Below are 17494 nucleotides of genomic sequence, written 5' to 3'. Positions count from 1 at the left end.
TGGTCCGATCGGACTGGACATTGCCGTCCCTTAGTACGCACCGGCATGCCGCACCGGTTCGGTGGAAACCCATGAAAACGCGGCGGCGTGGACTCAGTCCACCGGACACGCCTTAGGTCACGTCTTTGTGAGGTGCCGCTCGTCCTCCAGCCTGACCCCGCTCCCGGCGTCGAACCACAGGACGTGCCCGAAGTCGAACTCCACCGTGCACTCCTCCCCCGCGGCGAGGGCGGCCTCACCGGGGATGCGGGCGAAGTGCAGGTCGCGGGAGGCGGCGGCGCCGACCTCGGCCTCGGCCGCCTCCTCGGCCGGCCCGAACTTGAATCCGACGACCGTCTCGGCGCCGAGATGCTCGACGGTGACCACGTGGCCCCGCAGTCCCGTGCCGGACGGGCCGAGCCGCACCCGCTCGGCGCGGATCCCGAGCAGCACCTCGGAGCCGGCCGCCGCGGGCATGCCGTCCGGAACCGGCAGCGACTGGTCGCCGACCCGGATCCGGTCCCCGTCCACGGCCACCGGGACGACGTTCATCGGCGGCGAGCCGATGAAGCGGGCCACGAAGGTGTTGGCGGGACGGTCGTAGATCTCCTTGGGGGTGCCGTACTGCTGCACCACGCCGTCGTTGAGGACGATGATGCGGGTGCCCATCGTCATCGCCTCGACCTGGTCGTGGGTGACGTACACGAAGCTCTTGTCGACCCGCCGGTACAGTGCGGCGATCTCGGCGCGCATCGAGGTGCGCAGCTTGGCGTCCAGGTTGGACAGCGGCTCGTCCAGCAGGTAGAGGGCGGGTTCGCGGACCAGCGCGCGGGCGACGGCCACGCGCTGCCGCTGCCCGCCCGACAGCGCCTTGGGCCGCCGGTCGAGGTACTCGGTGAGCTCCAGCATCTCCGCGACGTCGGCGATCTTCCGCCGGATGTCCGCGCGCCGCAGCGCCCGGCGGCGCGCCAGCCGGCCGGCCACCGGGATGTGGTGCCACCAGCGGAACTCGTCCATGAGCAGGGGGAAGGCGATGTTGGCGCGGACGGTCATGTGCGGGTAGAGGGCGTAGGACTGGAACACGAAGGCCACGTTGCGCTGCTTGGGCGACAGGCCGTTGACCGGCTTGCCGTCGAGCCGCAGCTCGCCGCCGCTGACCTCGGTCAGCCCGGCGATCATGCGCAGCATGGTGGACTTGCCGCAGCCGGACGGGCCGAGCAGGACCAGGAACTCGCGGTCGGGCACCTCGGCGTCGAACTCGCGGATGACCTCGGTGCCCGCGTAGTTCTTGCGGAGATGGTCGAAGGTGATGACCGGCATGGGGGATCTCAGCCTTTCACGGAACCGGCGGTCAGCCCCGAGACGATCCGGCGCTGCACCAGGACGAAGAACACGACGGCGGGGACGGTGAAGAGGACCGCCGCGCTGAACACCGTGTCGAGCGGGGTGCTGTACTCCCCGATGAACGAGGCCAGCCCGGTGGAGGCGACCCACCTGTCGGCGTCCTGCATGAAGGTGGTGGCGAACAGGTACTCGTTCCAGCCGTCGAAGAAGGTGATCACCGCGGCGGCGGCCAGCGCGGGCGTCACCACCGGGACGACCACGATCCGCAGGACGGTGAGCGGGCCGGCGCCGTCCACCCGGGCGGACTCCTCGATCTCGTACGGCACGCCGTCGATGGCGGCCTTGAGGATCCAGACCGCCACCGGCATCGCGAAGGAGGTGTTGACCAGGATCAGCCCGTGCAGCTGGTTGAGCAGCCCGAGCGTGGCGAACAGCGAGTAGAGCGGGACGACCAGCAGCGCCTCGGGCAGCATCTGGGTGGCGAACAGCGCGAACCCCAGGACGCCGCGGCCGTGGAAGCGGTAGCGCGACAGGGCGTACGCCGCCATCGTCGCGATGATCAGGCTGAGCGCGCTGGTGCCGATCGCGACGATGGCCGAGTTGGTCATCCACCGCAGGAACGGCGTGTCGGAGGTGAGCACACCCAGCAGGTGCCCGGCCCGCGACAGGTCGGGCAAGGCGTCCTGGTCGCCGCGGAACAGCCGGTCGGACGGGGTGAGCGCGGTGTTGACCATCCAGTAGAGCGGGAAGGCGGCGGCCAGCGCGGTGGCGAAGGCCAGGACCATCCGGACCGTTCGGGACAGCCGACGGTTGCCGATCATGCGGCGCCTCCCGCGCGAAGCTCGGTGCGTTCCGATCGCCGTTCGGCGACGAAGTAGACGACGGTGACGGCCAGCGACAGCACCAGGCCGAGCACGCCGATCGCGGCGGCCATGCCGAGCCGGGAGTCGCTGAAGGCCGTCCGGTAGACGTTGATGACGAGGGTGTTGGTGGCGTCGGCCGGGCCGCCGCCGGTGAGCAGCCAGATGACCTCGAACCGGCGGAACGACCAGATCGTCATCAGCAGCGCCACCACGCGGAGCGTGGGCAGCAGCGCGGGCCAGGCGACCGCGCGGAAGGCCGAGAGCGCGTCGGCGCCGTCGATCCTGGTCGACTCGTACAGCTCGTCGGGGATGGACTGGAGTGCGGCCAGCACCACCAGCATGACCAGCGGGGTGACCTTCCAGATCGTCGCGCCGAGCACGGCGATCATCCCCACGGACGGGTCGGTGAGCCAGCCCTGCGCGCCGATGCCCAGCGCGCGGGTCGCCGAGTTGGCGACGCCGGTCTGGTCGTTGTAGATCCAGCGGAACAGCAGCGCGGCGGCCACGGTGGGCACCGCCCAGGGCAGTGTGAGCAGGACGCGGGCCAGGGTGCGTCCGGCGAAGGCTCGGTTGACCAGCAGCGCGGCGCCGGTGCCCAGGAAGAGCGATCCGGCGACGGTGCCGGCGGTGTAGACGAGCGTGGTCCACACCGACGACCAGAAGGCCGAGTCGGCGAGCAGCTTGGAGTAGTTGTGCAGCCCGGTGCCCTCGCCGCCGACCGGGTTGAGCAGGCGGGTGTCGGTGAAGCCGAGCTGGACGCCGCGCAGCAGCGGGATCGCGGTGAACACCAGCAGGTAGCCGGCGGCAGCGGCGGCGAAGGCGTAGGGGGCCCAGGTGATCACCCGTCCGCCGCGCGACTTGGTGGGTGGGCGTCTGGTCTTCATGGGGTGGGTCCTCGGTGGTTCTGCGGGTCGGAGGGACGGCCCGGGGCTGGGTCAGGGGGTCAGCGGGTCTCCTCCACGGCCTCGCGCTGGGCCTGGTCGAGGGCGGTCTCGGGGTCGGCGTCGCGGGTGAGGATCCGCTCGACCTGGGACAGGACGATGCGGCGGATCCGCGGGGTATCGCTGCCGAAGCCGTCCACGACGGGCTTGCGGGCCTTGGGGAGCGCGTCGTACACCGGCTTCACCCACGGCGTCGTGGCGAGCAGGTCCGCGGGGACCTCGATGTCCGTGCCGACCGTGGAGGGGTGGTTCACCCGCTGGAGGGCCTGCTGGCCCTCGGGCGAGTACAGCCACTTGAGGAAGTCGCGGGCGAGCGCCTTGTTCCGGGAGTGGGGGTTGATGCCGAGGCCCAGCGCGACGTACGCCGAGCCGCCGCCGCTCGGGAACGGGATCGCCGAGCCGCCGACCGAGCCGGTCGGGACGACCTTGTTGTCGTTCACCATCGTGCGCATGCAGGTGGCGCAGTCGATGATGAGCCCGACCTGGCCCGCGGCGAACTTGGAGCGGTAGGTGGAGGCGTCGTCGCCGAGGGAGAAGGCCGGCGAGTCGTACATCTTCTTGAACGCGGTCTCGGCGGCGACGTTCTGCGGGCTGTTGATCGTCAGCCTCTCGCCGTCGGACCAGCGGCCGCCGAACCCGTAGGTCCAGTTGGCGTGGTCGGACCACCAGATCGGCTCCTCGTTCATCTGGTGCCGTCCGGCGAAGCCGATCTTCCCGGTCCGCTTGTGGACGGTCTCGGCCGCCGTGAACAGCTCGTCGAAGCTCTTGGGCGGCGTCACCCCCGCCTGGTCCAGGAGCTTCTTGTTCCAGAAGAGCCCGTACGGCGACTGCTCCGACAGCAGGGCGAGCCGCTTGCCGCCGACGACGAAGTCGGAGGCGGCGGGCAGGAGCCTGGCCTCGGTGGCGGGGTCGAGGAGGCCGTCGAGCGGTTCGAGGGCGTCGGCCTCGGCGAGTTCGGGGAAGTAGGTGTCGGGGATGATGAACACGTCCGGGCCGCGGCCGGCGCCGATCTGCGTGCTCATCGTCTTCTCGTACTCGGCGCGGGTGACGGCCTGCTTGCGGATGGTCACCCCGGGGCGCCGGGCCGTGTACTTCGAGACGGCGGCCTGGAGCAGCTCTCCCCGGCCGGACTCCAGCCAGTGCCAGCTGGCGAACGTCAGCGTCCCGCCCTGCTCCGGTTTCGGGCCTTCGGCACCGCCGCGGGGGTTCGCGCAGCCGACGGCGGCGACGGCCAGCAGCACGCCGACCGCGAGCGCGCCTGCCGTGCGCCGGCGCGCCCCGCGCAGTCCGGCGCCCTTCACTCCAGGGCCGCGCCGTCCCGCATCGCGCTCACGAAAGCGTCTCACGGCCACTCCTCGCAATGCGATTGATATCCAAAGACTGATGTCTGATACACCAGATTTCGAGGAGCCTAGCACCGGGACGGGCCCTCCACCAGGGGTCGCTTACCGCTTCCGGTGGACGGCACCGTCCGCCGCCGCCCAGCTCAGGAAGTCGGCGCCGCTTCCCCGCCATCCCGCAACTCCGCCGGAAGCGCCGCGCGCGGAACGTTGGGCCCGCTGTGCTGCTGCGCGTCGACGCGCCCGCGTGCGACCGTCACCCAGGCGGGCCCGCCGAGCTCCCCGGCGGCCCGTCACGTGTGGTCTCTCCGGTATCGGACCACCACGCAGCGGCCTTAGAGCGGCCCCCGGCGCGGAACCGCTCAGACCGTGATGTCAGACCGTGATGGCCCGGGACTCCATGTCGGCCACCGTCCACTCCTCGACCTCGTCGAGATGGACGGCGGCGGCCTCCTGCGCCGCGGCGGCGTCGCGCGCCGCCATGGCGTCGAGTATCTGCAGGTGCCGGCGGGTCGAGCCGGCGGCCCGGTGCGGTCCGGTGGCGCCCAGCACGCGCAGCCAGGCGACGAACGGCTCGACCGACCCGCGGGCGCGCACCAGCCGCTCGTTGCCGGTGGCGGCCACGATCTCCCGGTGGATGCGCATGTCGCTGTTGAAGAAGGGGTCGAAGTCGCCCTTGTCGACGGCGGCGAGCGCCTCCACCGCCTCCGCGCGCAGGTCGGCGATCAGCCCGGCGGGCATCAGCGTGGTGGCCAGGCCCGTGGCCACCCACTCGATGCCCTTGCGGAGCTGGCACACCTCGTGCACGTCACTGACCCCGGGCCGGGCCACGAAGGTGCCCGAGCGCGGCCGGGTCTCGATGAGCTGGTCGTGCTCGAGCCTGGCCAGCGCGTCCCGCACCGGGGTGCGGGACACGCCGAACTCGTCGGCCACCGCCTGGAGATCCAGCCGGGAGCCCGGCGCGTAGACACCGGTCGTGATGCGGTCGCAGAGGATCCGGTAAAGCTGATCGGCGATGGACTCCACCACCAGAGACGGCTTGTCGGACGGACGCGCGGGCACGGCCACGGCTGTTTCTCCCTGCTCCTGTGCGAGGTCTAATCGATCAGATTAGCCGTCCGCAGCGCGGTCGCGATGCGATCGCGCTCGGCCTGCGTGGCCGGTGCAAACGGCTTGCGGGGCAGACCCCCGTTCCTGCCCTGCAGCTCGAGCGCGGCCTTCAGGGTGGCGGGCAGGTTGGGCCCGTCGATGGCGCGCCAGACGGTCAGGATCCGCTGGTGCAGGTCGAGCGCGCTCTCGTGGTCGCCGGCCCGCACCGCGTCCCACAGTTCCACCGACAGTTTCGGCGTGACGGTGGGGATCGCGGCCAGCGCGCCGTGCGCGCCGAGGACGAACGCCGGGTAGTGCAGGTCGTCCAGCGCGGCCAGGATCGTGAAGCGGTCGCGGACGCGGGCCAGCAGGTCGGCCAGCATGTGCATGTCGCCGCCGCTCTGCTTCACCGCCACCACCTGCGGGACGCTCGACAGCTTCTCGATGGTGTCGACCGGCACCAGCGCCCACGGCACCACGTTGTAGAGCACGATCGGCAGCCCGGCGGCCTCGCCGACCAGCCGGTAGTGCTCGACGGTCTCCTCCGCCGAGGGGGCGAAGACATAGTGGACCGGCGTGACCTGGAGCGCGTCGACGCCCGCCTCCTTCAGCGCGAGCGAGTAGCGGATCGCCTGCGCGGTGGAGTTCTGGATGACGCCGCCGATGACGGGGACGCGGCCGCCGACCTCGTCCACGACGACCTCGCAGATCGCCTTGCTCTCCTCCAGCGACAGCGCCTGCCCTTCACCGGTGCTGCCGCACGCGCAGATGGCGGTCACGCCGGCGCCGAGCAGGTACTTCACCTCGGCGCGCAACAGGTCGAGGTCGACCTGGTCGTGCTCGTCGAACGGGGTGACGACGGTCGAGATCATCCCGTGTAGGGCCAGGTCTTTCATGCACGTCCTCCTCGGGCTGCACGCCCTTGTCTAACATCTAGTGTCTGATACATTAGCGGCCTCACGAGGGAAGCGCCAAAATCTTCCCGCCACCGCCAGCCCCGGTGGCCCGTGACACCCACCCCTGAAGCACCACCGCAGAGGAGGCCCCCCTATGAGCCGTCCGGACAGAACGCAGGTCAGACGGGTCACATGGGCCAGCGCCCTGGGCACCACCGTCGAGTACTACGACTTCACCCTGTACGCCACCACGGCCGCGCTGGTCTTCAACGAGATCTTCTTCCCCGCGGAGAACGCGCTGGTCGGGACGCTCGCCGCGTTCGCCACCTTCTTCGTCGGCTACCTCGCCCGGCCGCTCGGCGGGCTCCTCTTCGGGCACTTCGGCGACCGGCTCGGCCGCAAGACGATCCTCATCATCACGATGGTGCTGATGGGCGGCGGCACGTTCCTGGTCGGCCTGCTGCCCTCCTACGACACGATCGGGATCTGGGCACCGGTGCTGCTGGTGCTGATCCGGCTGCTGCAGGGCCTCGGCATGGGCGGCGAGTACGGCGGCGGCGTGCTCATGGCGCTGGAGTACAGCCCGCGCGAACGGCAGGGCTTCTTCACCTCGCTCGTGCACATCGGCACCCCGGCGGGCGTGCTGCTCCCCGTCGGCATCGTCACCCTGCTCGACCTGTGGCTGCCCGACGGCGCCTACGAGTCCTGGGCGTGGCGGCTGCCCTTCCTGGCGAGCATCGTGCTGATCGCCCTCGGCGTCTACATCCGCACCCACATCGGCGAGAGCCCCGAGTTCGTCCGGGCCCGCGAGGAACGGGCGGCGCACGCGCTGCCGGCCAAGGAGCTGTTCCGCGGGCACACCGCCCGGGTGCTGCTGTCGATCATCGCGAAGATCGCCGAGAGCGGGCTGTTCAACGTCTACTACGTCGTCGCGATCGCCTACGTCACCGCCGAGCTCGACCAGCCCCGCGAGCCCGTGCTGCTCGCGGTGCTCATCGGCTGCGCCGCCGAATGCCTCACGCTGCCGCTGTTCGGCGCGCTGTCGGACCGGGTCGGCCGCCGCGCCGTCTACATCGGCGGCGCGGTCTTCCAGATCGCGCTGGTGGTGCCGTTCTTCCTGCTCGTCTCCACCGGCAACCTGGCGCTGATGATCCTGGCGATGACGCTCGGGCTGGGCATCGGGCACGGCGCGATGTACGGCGCGCAGGCCGCCCTGTTCGCCAACCTCTACCCGGTGTCGGTCCGCTACACCGGCCTGTCGGTCACCCAGCAGGTCGGCGCCACCCTCGGCGGCGGGCTGGCGCCGCTGCTCGGCACGGCGCTGCTGGCCGCAGCCGGCGGACACTGGACCTGGCTGGTGGTGTACGCGATCGGGATCGCGGCGCTGTCCAGCCTCGCGGCGAGCCGGCTCGGCGCGGGCGAGGCCGATCGGGCGCCCGCGCGGAACGGGCGCAAGACCGGTAAGAACACCTTCGACCCTTCTCAGGAGAGCGCGCTGTGACCTTCGCGAGCATGCCCTTCCATCCCGCCGGCGGAGATCCCGTCCCGCCCGCGCTGCGCGGCTTCGCCCGCGCGCACGCCGCCCTCGTCGAGTTCCGGGCCGACCCCGCCCACCTCGTCGCGCGGCACCGCGCCCCCGGACGCGCGGTCGGGCTGGTCTCCGGCGGCGGATCGGGGCACGAGCCGCTGCACGCCGGATTCCTGGGCCGCGGCATGCTCGACGCCGTCGCCCCCGGCAAGGTGTTCGCCTCCCCGCACAACCGGCAGGTCCTGGAGGCCAGCCGCGCCGCCGCGGGCCCGGGCGGGGTGATCCACGTGGTGAAGAACTACACCGGCGACCGGATCAACTTCGGCATCGCCGCCGAACGGCTGCGGCACGAGGGCATCGAGGTCCGCCGCGTCCTGGTGGACGACGACCTGGCCACCGACTCGGCCGACACCGGCACCGGGCGGCGCGGCACCGGCGCCACCATCGTGGTGGAGAAGCTGCTCGGCGCCGCCGCCGACACCGGCCTGGGCCTGGACGAGCTCGCCGCCCTGGGCGCCCGGTTCGCCGCGGCCTCCCGCAGCCTGGCCGTCGCCGCCCGCGCGCAGACCTCCCCGCACACCGGGCGGCCCGCGTTCGAGCTGGCCGAGGGCGAGCTGGAGTACGGCGTCGGCATCCACGGCGAGCGCGCCGCCAAGTCCGTGTCCCGGCCGCCGGTCGAGGAGCTGGCCGAGTCGATGCTGGACGAGTTGGTCGCCGGGCTCCCCGCGGGCCCCGACGAGGTCGTCGCCGTCGTCAACGGCCTGGGCGGCACCACGCTCCTGGAGCTGTACGGCCTGCACGACCTGGTCGCCGCCGGCCTTGAACGGCGCGGGCTGCGGCTGCACGACGCGCTGGTGGGCACGTTCGTGCCCGCCCTGGACATGGCCGGGTTCTCCCTCACCCTGACCCGGATGGAACCCGAATGGAAGGACTGGTGGGCGGCGCCCGCGATCACCCCCGCCTTCCCGCGCACGACCGAGGAGATCCGCTGATGACCGTCGACCAGGAAGGCGTCCTGCGCCGTTACGCGGCCGCCGTCGAGCGGGCGCACGCCGAGCTGACCGAGCTGGACCGGCACAGCGGCGACGGCGACTTCGGCGACAACCTGCGCGGCGGGCTGCGCGACGCGCTGCGCCGGTACGAGAAGTTCGGCGGCGCGCCCTTCGCCGCGCTTTCCGAGGTGTTCCTGGACGAGGTCGGCGGCACCAGCGGACCGCTCTTCGGCCTGCTGTTCAGCGAGCTCGCCCGCGCCCTGGAGGCCGACGGCTCCGTCCGGGGGTGGGCGGACGGGACCGCCGCCGGGCTGGCCGCGATCCAGCGCGTCGGCGAGGCCGAGGTCGGCGACCGCACGCTGGTCGACGCCCTCTCCCCCGCCGCCGGCGCGCTGCGCGAGGGCGGGGACAGCGCGTTCGCCCGCGCCGCCGAGGACGCGTCGAAGGCCGCCGCCGCCACCGCCGACCTGCGCGCCCGCATGGGGCGGGCCAGCTACGTCGGCGACCGCGCCAAGGGCGGCGCCGACCCCGGGGCGCTCGGCGTCGCCCTGCTGTTCCAGGCGATCGCCGAAGGAGCCTTCGAAAAGGGCGCCGCAAGGGGCGCCGAGTGACCGGGATCTTGGACGCCCTCGCCGAGCGGCTCCCGCCCGGCGCGGTCGTCACCGATCCCGACGTGGTGGCCGCGCACGGCAGCGACCACGCCCCGTTCTGCGCGTCCGGCACCGCGCTGGCGCTGGTCCGCGCGGCGAGCACGGCCGAGGTCTCGGCGGTGCTGGAACTGGCGTCCGAACACGGCGTCCCGGTGGTGCCGCAGGGCGCGCGGTCCGGGCTCACCGGCGGGGCCAACGCCGTCGAGGGCTGCCTCCTGCTGTCGCTGGAACGGATGGACGCCATCCTCGGGATCGACACCACCGAGCAGATCGCCCGCGTCCAGCCGGGCGTGGTCAACGCCGACCTGTCCGCCGCCGTGGCCGGGCACGGGCTCTACTACCCGCCCGACCCGGCGTCCTGGGAATGGTCGACGATCGGCGGGAACGCGGCCACCAACGCGGGCGGGCTGTGCTGCGTCAAGTACGGCGTGACGGCCGACTTCGTCCGCGGCCTTGAGGTGGTGCTGGCCGACGGCCGTGTCGTCCGCACCGGCCGCCCGACCGCCAAGGGCGTGGCCGGGTACGACCTGACCAGGCTCTTCGTCGGGTCCGAAGGCACCCTGGGGGTCATCACCGAGATCACGGTGGGCCTGCGTCCCGCGCCCGAGGCCCCGCTCACCGCCGTCGCGTTCTTCGCCTCGGCCCGCGCCGCGTGCACCACCGTCACCGAGCTGATGGCCTCGACCGCGCCCCGGCCGTCCATGCTGGAGCTGATGGACCGCGCGTCCGTGGACGTGGTGCGCCGGTACCGCGACCTGGGCTTCCCCGACGACGCCGAGGCCATGCTCATCATGCAGTCCGACCGCGGCGCGGGCCTGGCCCCCGGCGACCTCGACCGCTTCGCCGGGCTGGCCGCCGCGCACGGCGGGGACGCGCTGGTCGCCGCGGACGCGGCCGAGGGCGAGCTGCTGCTGGAGGCCCGCCGCAGCCTGGCCATCGCGCTCGAACGCGCCGGCTCCTTCCTGTCCGAGGACGTGTGCGTCCCCCGCGCCGCGCTCGCCGACCTGATGGAGGGCGTCGCCGCGATCTCGGCCCGGCACGGGCTCGCGATCACCTGCACCGGGCACGCGGGCGACGGCAACATGCACCCGACCGTCCTGTTCGACGCGGACGACCCCGACCAGGTCGCGCGCTCCGCCCGGGCCTTCGACGAGATCATGGAGCTGGGCCTGGCGCTCGGCGGGACGATCAGCGGCGAGCACGGCATCGGGCTGGTCAAGCGCGACTGGCTGGAGACAGAACTGGGCGCCGTCTCGCTCGACCTGCACCGCGGCATCAAGGACCTGCTCGATCCCAAGGGCATCCTCAACCCGGGCAAGGTGATCACGATGGAAGGCCGACGGCGATGACCGCGTCGACTCCGGCGAGGACGTACAGGGCTTCCCGGCCCGCGAGGACGGCGGCCGGGTAGCGGGTGTGGGGGCGCAGGTCGAGCCGCTGGAGGATCCGGCCGCTGACCGGATCGTGCGAGGTGACCTCCCGCTTTCCGGGGATGTGCAGGGTTCCGCCGGCCAGGAGGGGCTCCCCCGCGGAGGGGCCGGTCCGGTGTTCCCAGCGCACCGTGCCGTCGTCGGCCCGCAGCGCACGAATGCTCTCGGCACCGCGGACGAAGACCAGCCCGTGACCGACGGCGGGGGTGGGACGGCGGCGGAAGGCTCCCACCGCGTGGGGCGGTGCGCCGGTGGGGACGGCCCACCGCCGGTGGCCGTCGCGGGTGTCGAAGGCGTGCAGCAGCCCGTCGCCGGTGCCCAGGAACAGCGTGCTCCCATCGACGACGGGCATGGCCGCGCCGGGGACGGGCTCCGCCGGCTTCTCGCCGGTCCTCGGCCGCGGCCGGGTCCGCCAGCGCGCCGCGCCGGTGCGGACGTCCAGAGCGTCCAGGAGCCGGCCCTCGACGGAGACGTAGACGGTGTCGCCGGCGACGCGCAGGGTCGCGTCGGTGTCGCGCGAGGCCGGCCCGTCGGTCCCGGTGACCTGGTCATCGCCGGAGCCGGAGATCCAGCGTGCGCGGCCGCCGGCGGCGTCCAGCGCGTGCACGCGCAACCAGCCGTCCCGAGCCGACACGCTGACCACGTACACGACGCCTTTCTCCACGACGGGAGAGACCGGCCTGCCGTCGATCCGGCGCTCCCAGACGACCCGGCCGGTACCGGCTTCGTGGGCGTGGACGGTGCCGTTGTCGCCGGAGCCCGCGGCGGCACTGATGTCGAAGACCAGGCCGCCGCCGCGGGCCGTCGAGGGGGCCGGCCCCGGGAACGCGCGTTGCCGCGACCAGCGGACCGCGCCGCCGGCCGGGTCGACCTCGTGCAACCCCCGGCGGGTGCGGATCCAGATGCCCTCCGGAGAGGCGAGCAGCCCGCCGTCCTGCCGGTCGAAGGGGTCGATCGGGCGACGCCACCGGTACCGTCCCGTCGCGGTGTCCAGGCAGCACAGGTCCAGGCGTGCGGCACCCGAGGCCGTGACGACGGTCCGGTCAAGGAGCAGCAACCCGTCGCCCAGGACGGGGCCGAACTCGTCCGGGGTGACCACGGTCGTGCGGGCGACCCACAGCAGGGGTGCCTGGGGAGTCGGCTCATCGGTCACGAGGCGGACCATCGCGACGCCCGCGAGGGCCGCGGCACCCGTTTCCGCGACTCGCAGGAGCACCCGGCGCCGCCGCGGGCCGCGTGCGTCCCGCGGGACCGGGACGGCGGGCGCCGAACGGGTTCGGGCCACGATGTCCCGGCCCACGGTCGGGGGCAGCCAGGCCGTGCCCGAGATCCCGTCGCGGGACCGGGACAGGGCGGCGGCCAGCTGTTCCGGGCTGGGGCGCCGGGCGGGGTCTTCGTCCAGGCAGGCGTTGATCAACGCTGAAAGGGCCGCGTCCCCGTCGTCCGGGACGGATTCGCTCCGACCGTCCGGATCAAGCCGTTCCGCAGGCGGGCCGTACCGGAACGGAGCCGCCCCGGTGCGGCAGAACGCGAGGACCCCGCCCAGCGCGAACAGGTCGATGGCCTGGGTGACGGGCTCGCCGGTGAACAGTTCCGGTGCCATGTAGGCGGGCGTGCCGATCGGCGCCTCGCCGTCGTGAGGGATCGCATCCGCGCCGCCGGCGATGCCGAAGTCCACCACGCGCGGGCCGTCGACGGTCAGCATGATGTTGGCGGGTTTCAAATCGCGATGGACGACACCCGCTCGGTGCATCGCCTCCAGGGTCCGGGCGAGTGCGGCCCCGAGCCTTCGGGTGGCCTCGGCGTTGAGCGGGCCGTACCGCCTGACGGCCAGGTCGAGCGACAGTCCCCGGAGGTAGGCCGTGACCAGCCAGGGGCGGGGATCCTCACCGCTGTCAAGCAGCGGCGCGGTGTACGGGCCGCTCACCCGCCGCACGGCCTCGGCCTCCCGGGCGAAGCGGGCGCGGAAGGCGGGATCTCGGGCAAGATCGGCGTGGATGAGCTTCAGGGCCACCAGTTCGCCGTCGCCGGCACGGGCCAGGAACACCTGCCCCATCCCACCGGCTCCGAGCCGTCCGACGCACTCGTATCCACCGATCCTGTCCGGATCGCCGGGGCGCAGCGGCTCCACCGTCACCGTCCCGGGCCGAAGGCCAGGACGCCGGACTTCGAGAGTGCGTACACGCGTGCGCCGTCGGTGGCCAGTTCGGTGTTCCCGCCCAGCCCCAGGGCCCTGAGGTCGAGGCGGTGACGGACGACCCCGCTGGCCGGGTCGCAGGCGGAGACGGCGTCCCCGTCCGACACGTACAGCAGGCCGCCGCCCAGAATCGGGCCGCTGCGGGAAGTGTCGGCGCGCCGCTCCCACCTGGGCCGGCCGTCTTCGGAGCCGAGGGCGTACATGGTCGCGTCGACGCCGGTGCGACCGACTCTGACGTACACCAGGTGGTCTCCGGTGGCCTGGCGTGCGGGACCGGTGACCAGGTGCACGGACCGAGGCCGTCCGCCGGTGGTGAAGGCCCAGCGTTGCCGGCCTTCGCGCACGTCGAAGGAGCGCACCGCGCCGTCTCCCCCGCACAGGTAGACCGCCGTCCCGGCGACCACGGGCATGCCGCTCTCCGAATCGCCCGGCACGCCCGGCCGGGCCCGCCATCGGACCGTCCCCGTGGCGGCGTCCAGGGCGTGCAGGACGCCGCCCTGGGACGAGACATAGACGGTGCCGTCCGCATGGACCAGCGTCGATTCCAGCGCGTGATCCCGCTCGTCGAAGGGCTGCCACCAGCGCTGGCGCCCGGTGCGGGCGTCCAGTGCGTAGGCGAAGGTGCGCCACGCCGCGGAACCCGACGAACCGGTGGCGGTGCCGACCAGCAGACCGGCCGCGTGGATCGGGGCGTCCGCCGTCACAGCCCTCGGCTGGACGTGCGCCGTCCAGCGCGGCTTTCCGCCGGCCATCTCGTAGGCGTACAGGACGGGCCCTTCGGGTGTCGTGGCGGCGCTGTCCTCCTGACCGCTCTCATGGACGAGACCGGCTCCGACCGTCACCGTCGTCGCCCGGGATCCTGTCGTGTTCCGTATCCGCCGCCAGAGGAGGCGGCCGGTGTGAAGGTCCAACGCGTACAGAACCGCCCGTGTTCGCACCAGGACGACGGAGCCGGAGACCACCACGGTCTTCACGTCCGCGCCGGAGGGGCCCAGCGGTATGGACCACGAACGCCTGCCGGTGGCGGTGTCCAGGCACGACAACGCCGTCCGGCGGTTCCGCCCGCGCGCGGCGAACGGCCTCTCGATCAGCAGCAGCCTGCCCGCCGCGACCGGGCCGAAGAACCCGCCCACCGCCCGCTCCGTCTCGGCGGTCCACAGCAGTGCCCCGTCCGGAGCGGGGACGGCCACCGCGGCCGGATCCCGTCCGCGGCCGGCGGGCCATGTGATCGCGCCCCCGGCGAGTGCGGCCCCTGTCACGCCCGCGATCACGCGTCGCCGGCCCAACGGGGCCGCTGCCGCGGTCATGGCGGGCGCCGGCTTCACATCGCCGCGCGTCGTGCCGCTCACAGCCGGAAGGCGTAGAGGTGGGTGAGGTCGACGCACACGAAGACCCGATCCCGCCACACCTCCGGGTGCACCCGGGTCTGACGACCCACTGGACGGCTCCAGCGCAGGCTCCCGTCGGCCGTTTCGATCGCGTAAAGGCGGTCGCCGTCGGAACCGGCGTAGACCGCTCCGGCCGCCGCCGCCAGGGTGGCGCGCAGCGGCCCATAGGTGTCGAACCGCCACCGCGGACGTCCCGTCCCGGCGTCCAATGCGTGCAGGCGGCCGGTGTCGTCACCGGCGAGCACGAGACCGTCGGTGACCGTCACGCCGCTGGAGACCATGGCGCCGACGTCACGGCTCCAGCGCCGGGCGCCGCTGGCCGCGTCGATGGCGTGCACGTGATCGGCACCCGCCGTGTAGAGCAGGCCGCCCCGAACGGCGGGTGCCCCGGTCGCCTCGGCGAACCGCCACCGCACGGCGCGGGCGGCGGGGTCGACCGCGAACAGGCCTCCGGGCGCGACGTAGATGAGGCCGCCCGCGTACACCGGATCGAGTGCGCCCTCGACACGCCACCCCGCGGTCGTCATCGGGACGGGGGCGCTCCCGAAACGCCTGCGTCCAGCGTGGTCGACCCGGCGCATGCCGTTGACCGGGAACGGGTCGATGCCGTCGCCCGGAAACGGGTCCATGTTCTTGTCCGGGCCCGGCGTGACCAGCCGCACGTCCCATCGGCGCCGGCCCGTAAGGCGGTCATAGGCGACCAGGCGCCCGGCGCTGTCGCACACCAAGGTCAAGCCGCCCACCACGGCCGGGGTACCGGTCCTGCCGACGGTCGTGTTCGACCACTGCGGGAGCGGGGAGCCGTCGCTCGCCGCCAGGGCCCACAGCTGCCCATCGCTGAGCAGCACGGTCCCCTGCTCCATCACCGCGACACCTGAGAAAACCGGCACGCCTCGGCTGGCGGTCCATAGGACTCTGCCTTCTCCGCAGCTCAGCGCATGGATTCCTTTGGTGGAGCTCAGGTAGACCCTGTCCCCCGCGACGGTGGGCCGGTTGAACCAGTGCCGGTTTTCGGCGTCAGGGCTGGCGTAGCTCCACAGCGGCGATCTGCTGCGGGACGGCCGCCGGGGCCTGCCGACCGACGCGCCGTGCGCCACCGCCCCCAGAGGCGCCACGACGGCGGTGGCCGCGACCAGGGCGAGGACCGTCCGGCGGCGGGTGCGCGGCCCGAACCAGGAGCGGACGGCCGCCTGAGGCGTTCCGCCGGCCTCGGAGACGCCGGCGGCGACCTCCTGGGGCAACCATCGGACGCCGGCAAGGGCGGGCGCTCCCGCGAACCGTCCGGCGATCTCGTCGGGCGGCGGCCGGCGCCCGGGATCGCGGGCGAGGCAGCGTGCTATGAGCTCGGTGAGCTCCGGGTCGTCCAGGGCGGTCTCGAGGCCGTCGAGGCTCGGTTCCTGGAACTGGGTGCGGTAGAGCAGTACCTGAGCCGAGCCGGTGCCGAACGGGCCTTCCCCGGTGGCGGCGTAGACCAGCACCGCGCCGAGCGCGAAGACGTCGCCGGCGGCGTCCGAGCGCCGATCGCGGATCCGTTCGGGTGGAATGTAGCCGGGGGTGCCGAGCACCGCCCCGGGCATGGTGATCGTGTCGGTCCCGTCGGGACGGGCGACGCCGAAGTCCACCACCCGGGGGCCGTCCGAGGTGAGCACCAGGTTCGACGGTTTGAGGTCCCGGTGCAGCACGCCCGCGCCGTGGATCGCCGTCAGCGCCCTGGCCAGCGCCACCGCCAGCGCCCGGACCGCGGGCCCTGGCAACGGGCCGTGCAGCTCCACCGCCTGCCGCAGTGTGAGGCCGGGCAGGTAGGCCGTCGCCAGCCAGGGCTCGTCGGCGCCCAGGTCGTGGTCCACGATCGGCGCGACGTAGGCCGGGTCGATGCTGCCCGCGGCGTGGATCTCACGGGCGAACCGCTCGCGGCGGTCCGCCCGCTGAGCGAAGCGGGCGTGGATGACCTTCACCGCGACGAGATCCCCGGAAGCGGCCCGCCCGAGGAACACGCGGCCCATCCCTCCGGCGCCCAGCCGAGCGATCAGCTCGAAGCCACCGATCCGCGTCGGATCGTCCGCGCCCAACGGCTCCATTAAGCCTCCCTCGATCCGCAAACGGCGACGCGCGCTGCCCCAGTGGGAAGAATAGTCGGCTTCATTCCATGGACGGCAACTCGGCATGCCATGCCCGTTAATGCATGTTGGATGCTCTCGTGGACCGTTCTAACGGAAACAGCGCTTTCCCACATGGACGGACTACACGAGGTGCCGAGCGCCGTCGGCGACCACCGAATGGTCGGGTCACTTCAGTGACGACCGCATCCATGTCGCAGAGAACCCGCAGGCCGCGGCGGTCGATCCAAGCGACTCCACCATCCTCTCGACCTTTTCACTGAACCGACATCCAACCAATTTCCCGGTCCTGGCAGTGCTGGTGTACCGCGACTCCGAGATGGGTCCTCAATTGCGGCCCCACCTCGTGCCGGGTCGCGGAACGGTTGATCGCACCGGCGTATCGCAGCCTCACGCTAAGTTTGTTGAAATTTCCACATCAACTACCTGGCGGAACAAAAACTGCGGACTAAACAGCCTGCCAAGGAAAACCGGGCTGGGAAGGCGAACCCGGTCCGCAAGGAGCACCGCCCTCCTTCCTCCTGACAAAATCTTTTCCGCTCGACCGTGACGACCGACCCGCTCCGAAATATCACCCCTTCAGCGCGTTCAGCACCGCAACGGCGAGTTCGTCCGGATCGACGCATGTCCGGTCGGTGCATGTCCGGTCAATGTCCGGTCGCATGCCTGGTCCCGCCTCTCCCGGCGGTCGAAGCTTGGCAGGTAAGGCAGGCACGACGCTCGGCGTCACGAGGGAGAGA

Annotated in this window: 13 protein-coding genes; 4 read left to right on the top strand and 9 right to left on the bottom strand. The window is 72.6% G+C overall.

What is annotated here, in order from left to right; all coding sequences use genetic code 11:
* Positions 1 to 117 precede the first annotated feature (117 nt).
* The 6 genes from ABD340_RS02730 to ABD340_RS02705 all read right to left on the bottom strand — a co-directional run bounded on the left by ABD340_RS02730 (position 118) and on the right by ABD340_RS02705 (position 6452).
* On the bottom strand, positions 118 to 1299 hold the full coding sequence (locus tag ABD340_RS02730) for an ABC transporter ATP-binding protein (protein WP_344586732.1): 1182 nt from the start codon (positions 1297 to 1299) through the stop codon (positions 118 to 120).
* 8 nt (positions 1300 to 1307) lie between these two features.
* Complete coding sequence (locus ABD340_RS02725; RefSeq protein ID WP_344586731.1) at positions 1308 to 2144, bottom strand: carbohydrate ABC transporter permease; 837 nt, start codon at positions 2142 to 2144, stop codon at positions 1308 to 1310.
* Complete coding sequence (locus ABD340_RS02720) at positions 2141 to 3070, bottom strand: carbohydrate ABC transporter permease (protein WP_344586730.1); 930 nt, start codon at positions 3068 to 3070, stop codon at positions 2141 to 2143. The genes ABD340_RS02725 and ABD340_RS02720 overlap by 4 nt, the downstream gene beginning before the upstream one ends.
* 59 nt (positions 3071 to 3129) lie before the next feature.
* A complete protein-coding gene (locus ABD340_RS02715; protein ID WP_344586729.1) occupies positions 3130 to 4473 on the bottom strand; it encodes an ABC transporter substrate-binding protein in 1344 nt (447 codons plus the stop codon).
* Positions 4474 to 4842: 369 nt separating this feature from the next.
* Complete coding sequence (locus tag ABD340_RS02710) at positions 4843 to 5535, bottom strand: GntR family transcriptional regulator (RefSeq protein ID WP_344586728.1); 693 nt, start codon at positions 5533 to 5535, stop codon at positions 4843 to 4845.
* A gap of 29 nt (positions 5536 to 5564) precedes the next feature.
* Entirely contained in the window at positions 5565 to 6452 is an 888-nt protein-coding gene (locus ABD340_RS02705) for a dihydrodipicolinate synthase family protein (RefSeq protein ID WP_344586727.1), read from the bottom strand.
* 154 nt (positions 6453 to 6606) lie between these two features.
* On the opposite strand from ABD340_RS02705, the gene ABD340_RS02700 reads away from it, so the two are divergent.
* From ABD340_RS02700 to ABD340_RS02685, 4 genes are read left to right on the top strand one after another with little or no spacing between them, the layout of a single operon-like run.
* On the top strand, positions 6607 to 7953 hold the full coding sequence (locus ABD340_RS02700; protein WP_344586725.1) for an MFS transporter: 1347 nt from the start codon (positions 6607 to 6609) through the stop codon (positions 7951 to 7953).
* On the top strand, positions 7950 to 8972 hold the full coding sequence (locus ABD340_RS02695; RefSeq protein WP_344586724.1) for a dihydroxyacetone kinase subunit DhaK: 1023 nt from the start codon (positions 7950 to 7952) through the stop codon (positions 8970 to 8972). The genes ABD340_RS02700 and ABD340_RS02695 overlap by 4 nt, the downstream gene beginning before the upstream one ends.
* Positions 8972 to 9583: a DAK2 domain-containing protein gene (locus ABD340_RS02690; RefSeq protein WP_344586723.1), complete on the top strand. Its 612-nt coding sequence runs from the start codon at positions 8972 to 8974 to the stop codon at positions 9581 to 9583. Before ABD340_RS02695 ends, ABD340_RS02690 begins: the two co-directional genes overlap by 1 nt.
* Positions 9580 to 10971, top strand: coding sequence for an FAD-binding oxidoreductase (locus ABD340_RS02685; protein WP_344586722.1), 1392 nt, complete (start codon positions 9580 to 9582; stop codon positions 10969 to 10971). The genes ABD340_RS02690 and ABD340_RS02685 overlap by 4 nt, the downstream gene beginning before the upstream one ends.
* Here the strand turns inward: ABD340_RS02685 and ABD340_RS02680 are convergent.
* From ABD340_RS02680 to ABD340_RS02670, 3 genes are read right to left on the bottom strand one after another with little or no spacing between them, the layout of a single operon-like run.
* A complete protein-coding gene (locus tag ABD340_RS02680; protein ID WP_344586721.1) occupies positions 10946 to 13189 on the bottom strand; it encodes a serine/threonine-protein kinase in 2244 nt (747 codons plus the stop codon). The two genes, ABD340_RS02685 and ABD340_RS02680, sit on opposite strands and share 26 nt — an antisense overlap.
* Positions 13186 to 14598, bottom strand: coding sequence for an outer membrane protein assembly factor BamB family protein (locus ABD340_RS02675; RefSeq protein ID WP_344586719.1), 1413 nt, complete (start codon positions 14596 to 14598; stop codon positions 13186 to 13188). The genes ABD340_RS02680 and ABD340_RS02675 overlap by 4 nt, the downstream gene beginning before the upstream one ends.
* Positions 14595 to 16715, bottom strand: a complete 2121-nt coding sequence (locus ABD340_RS02670; protein WP_344586718.1) for an outer membrane protein assembly factor BamB family protein — start codon at positions 16713 to 16715, stop codon at positions 14595 to 14597. The genes ABD340_RS02675 and ABD340_RS02670 overlap by 4 nt, the downstream gene beginning before the upstream one ends.
* Positions 16716 to 17494 lie beyond the last annotated feature (779 nt).

Source organism: Actinomadura vinacea (assembly GCF_039532545.1).
Classification (GTDB): domain Bacteria; phylum Actinomycetota; class Actinomycetes; order Streptosporangiales; family Streptosporangiaceae; genus Spirillospora; species Spirillospora vinacea.
The sequence above is the reverse complement of the archived record's forward strand: the minus strand, read 5'-3'. Positions and strand labels throughout refer to the sequence as shown.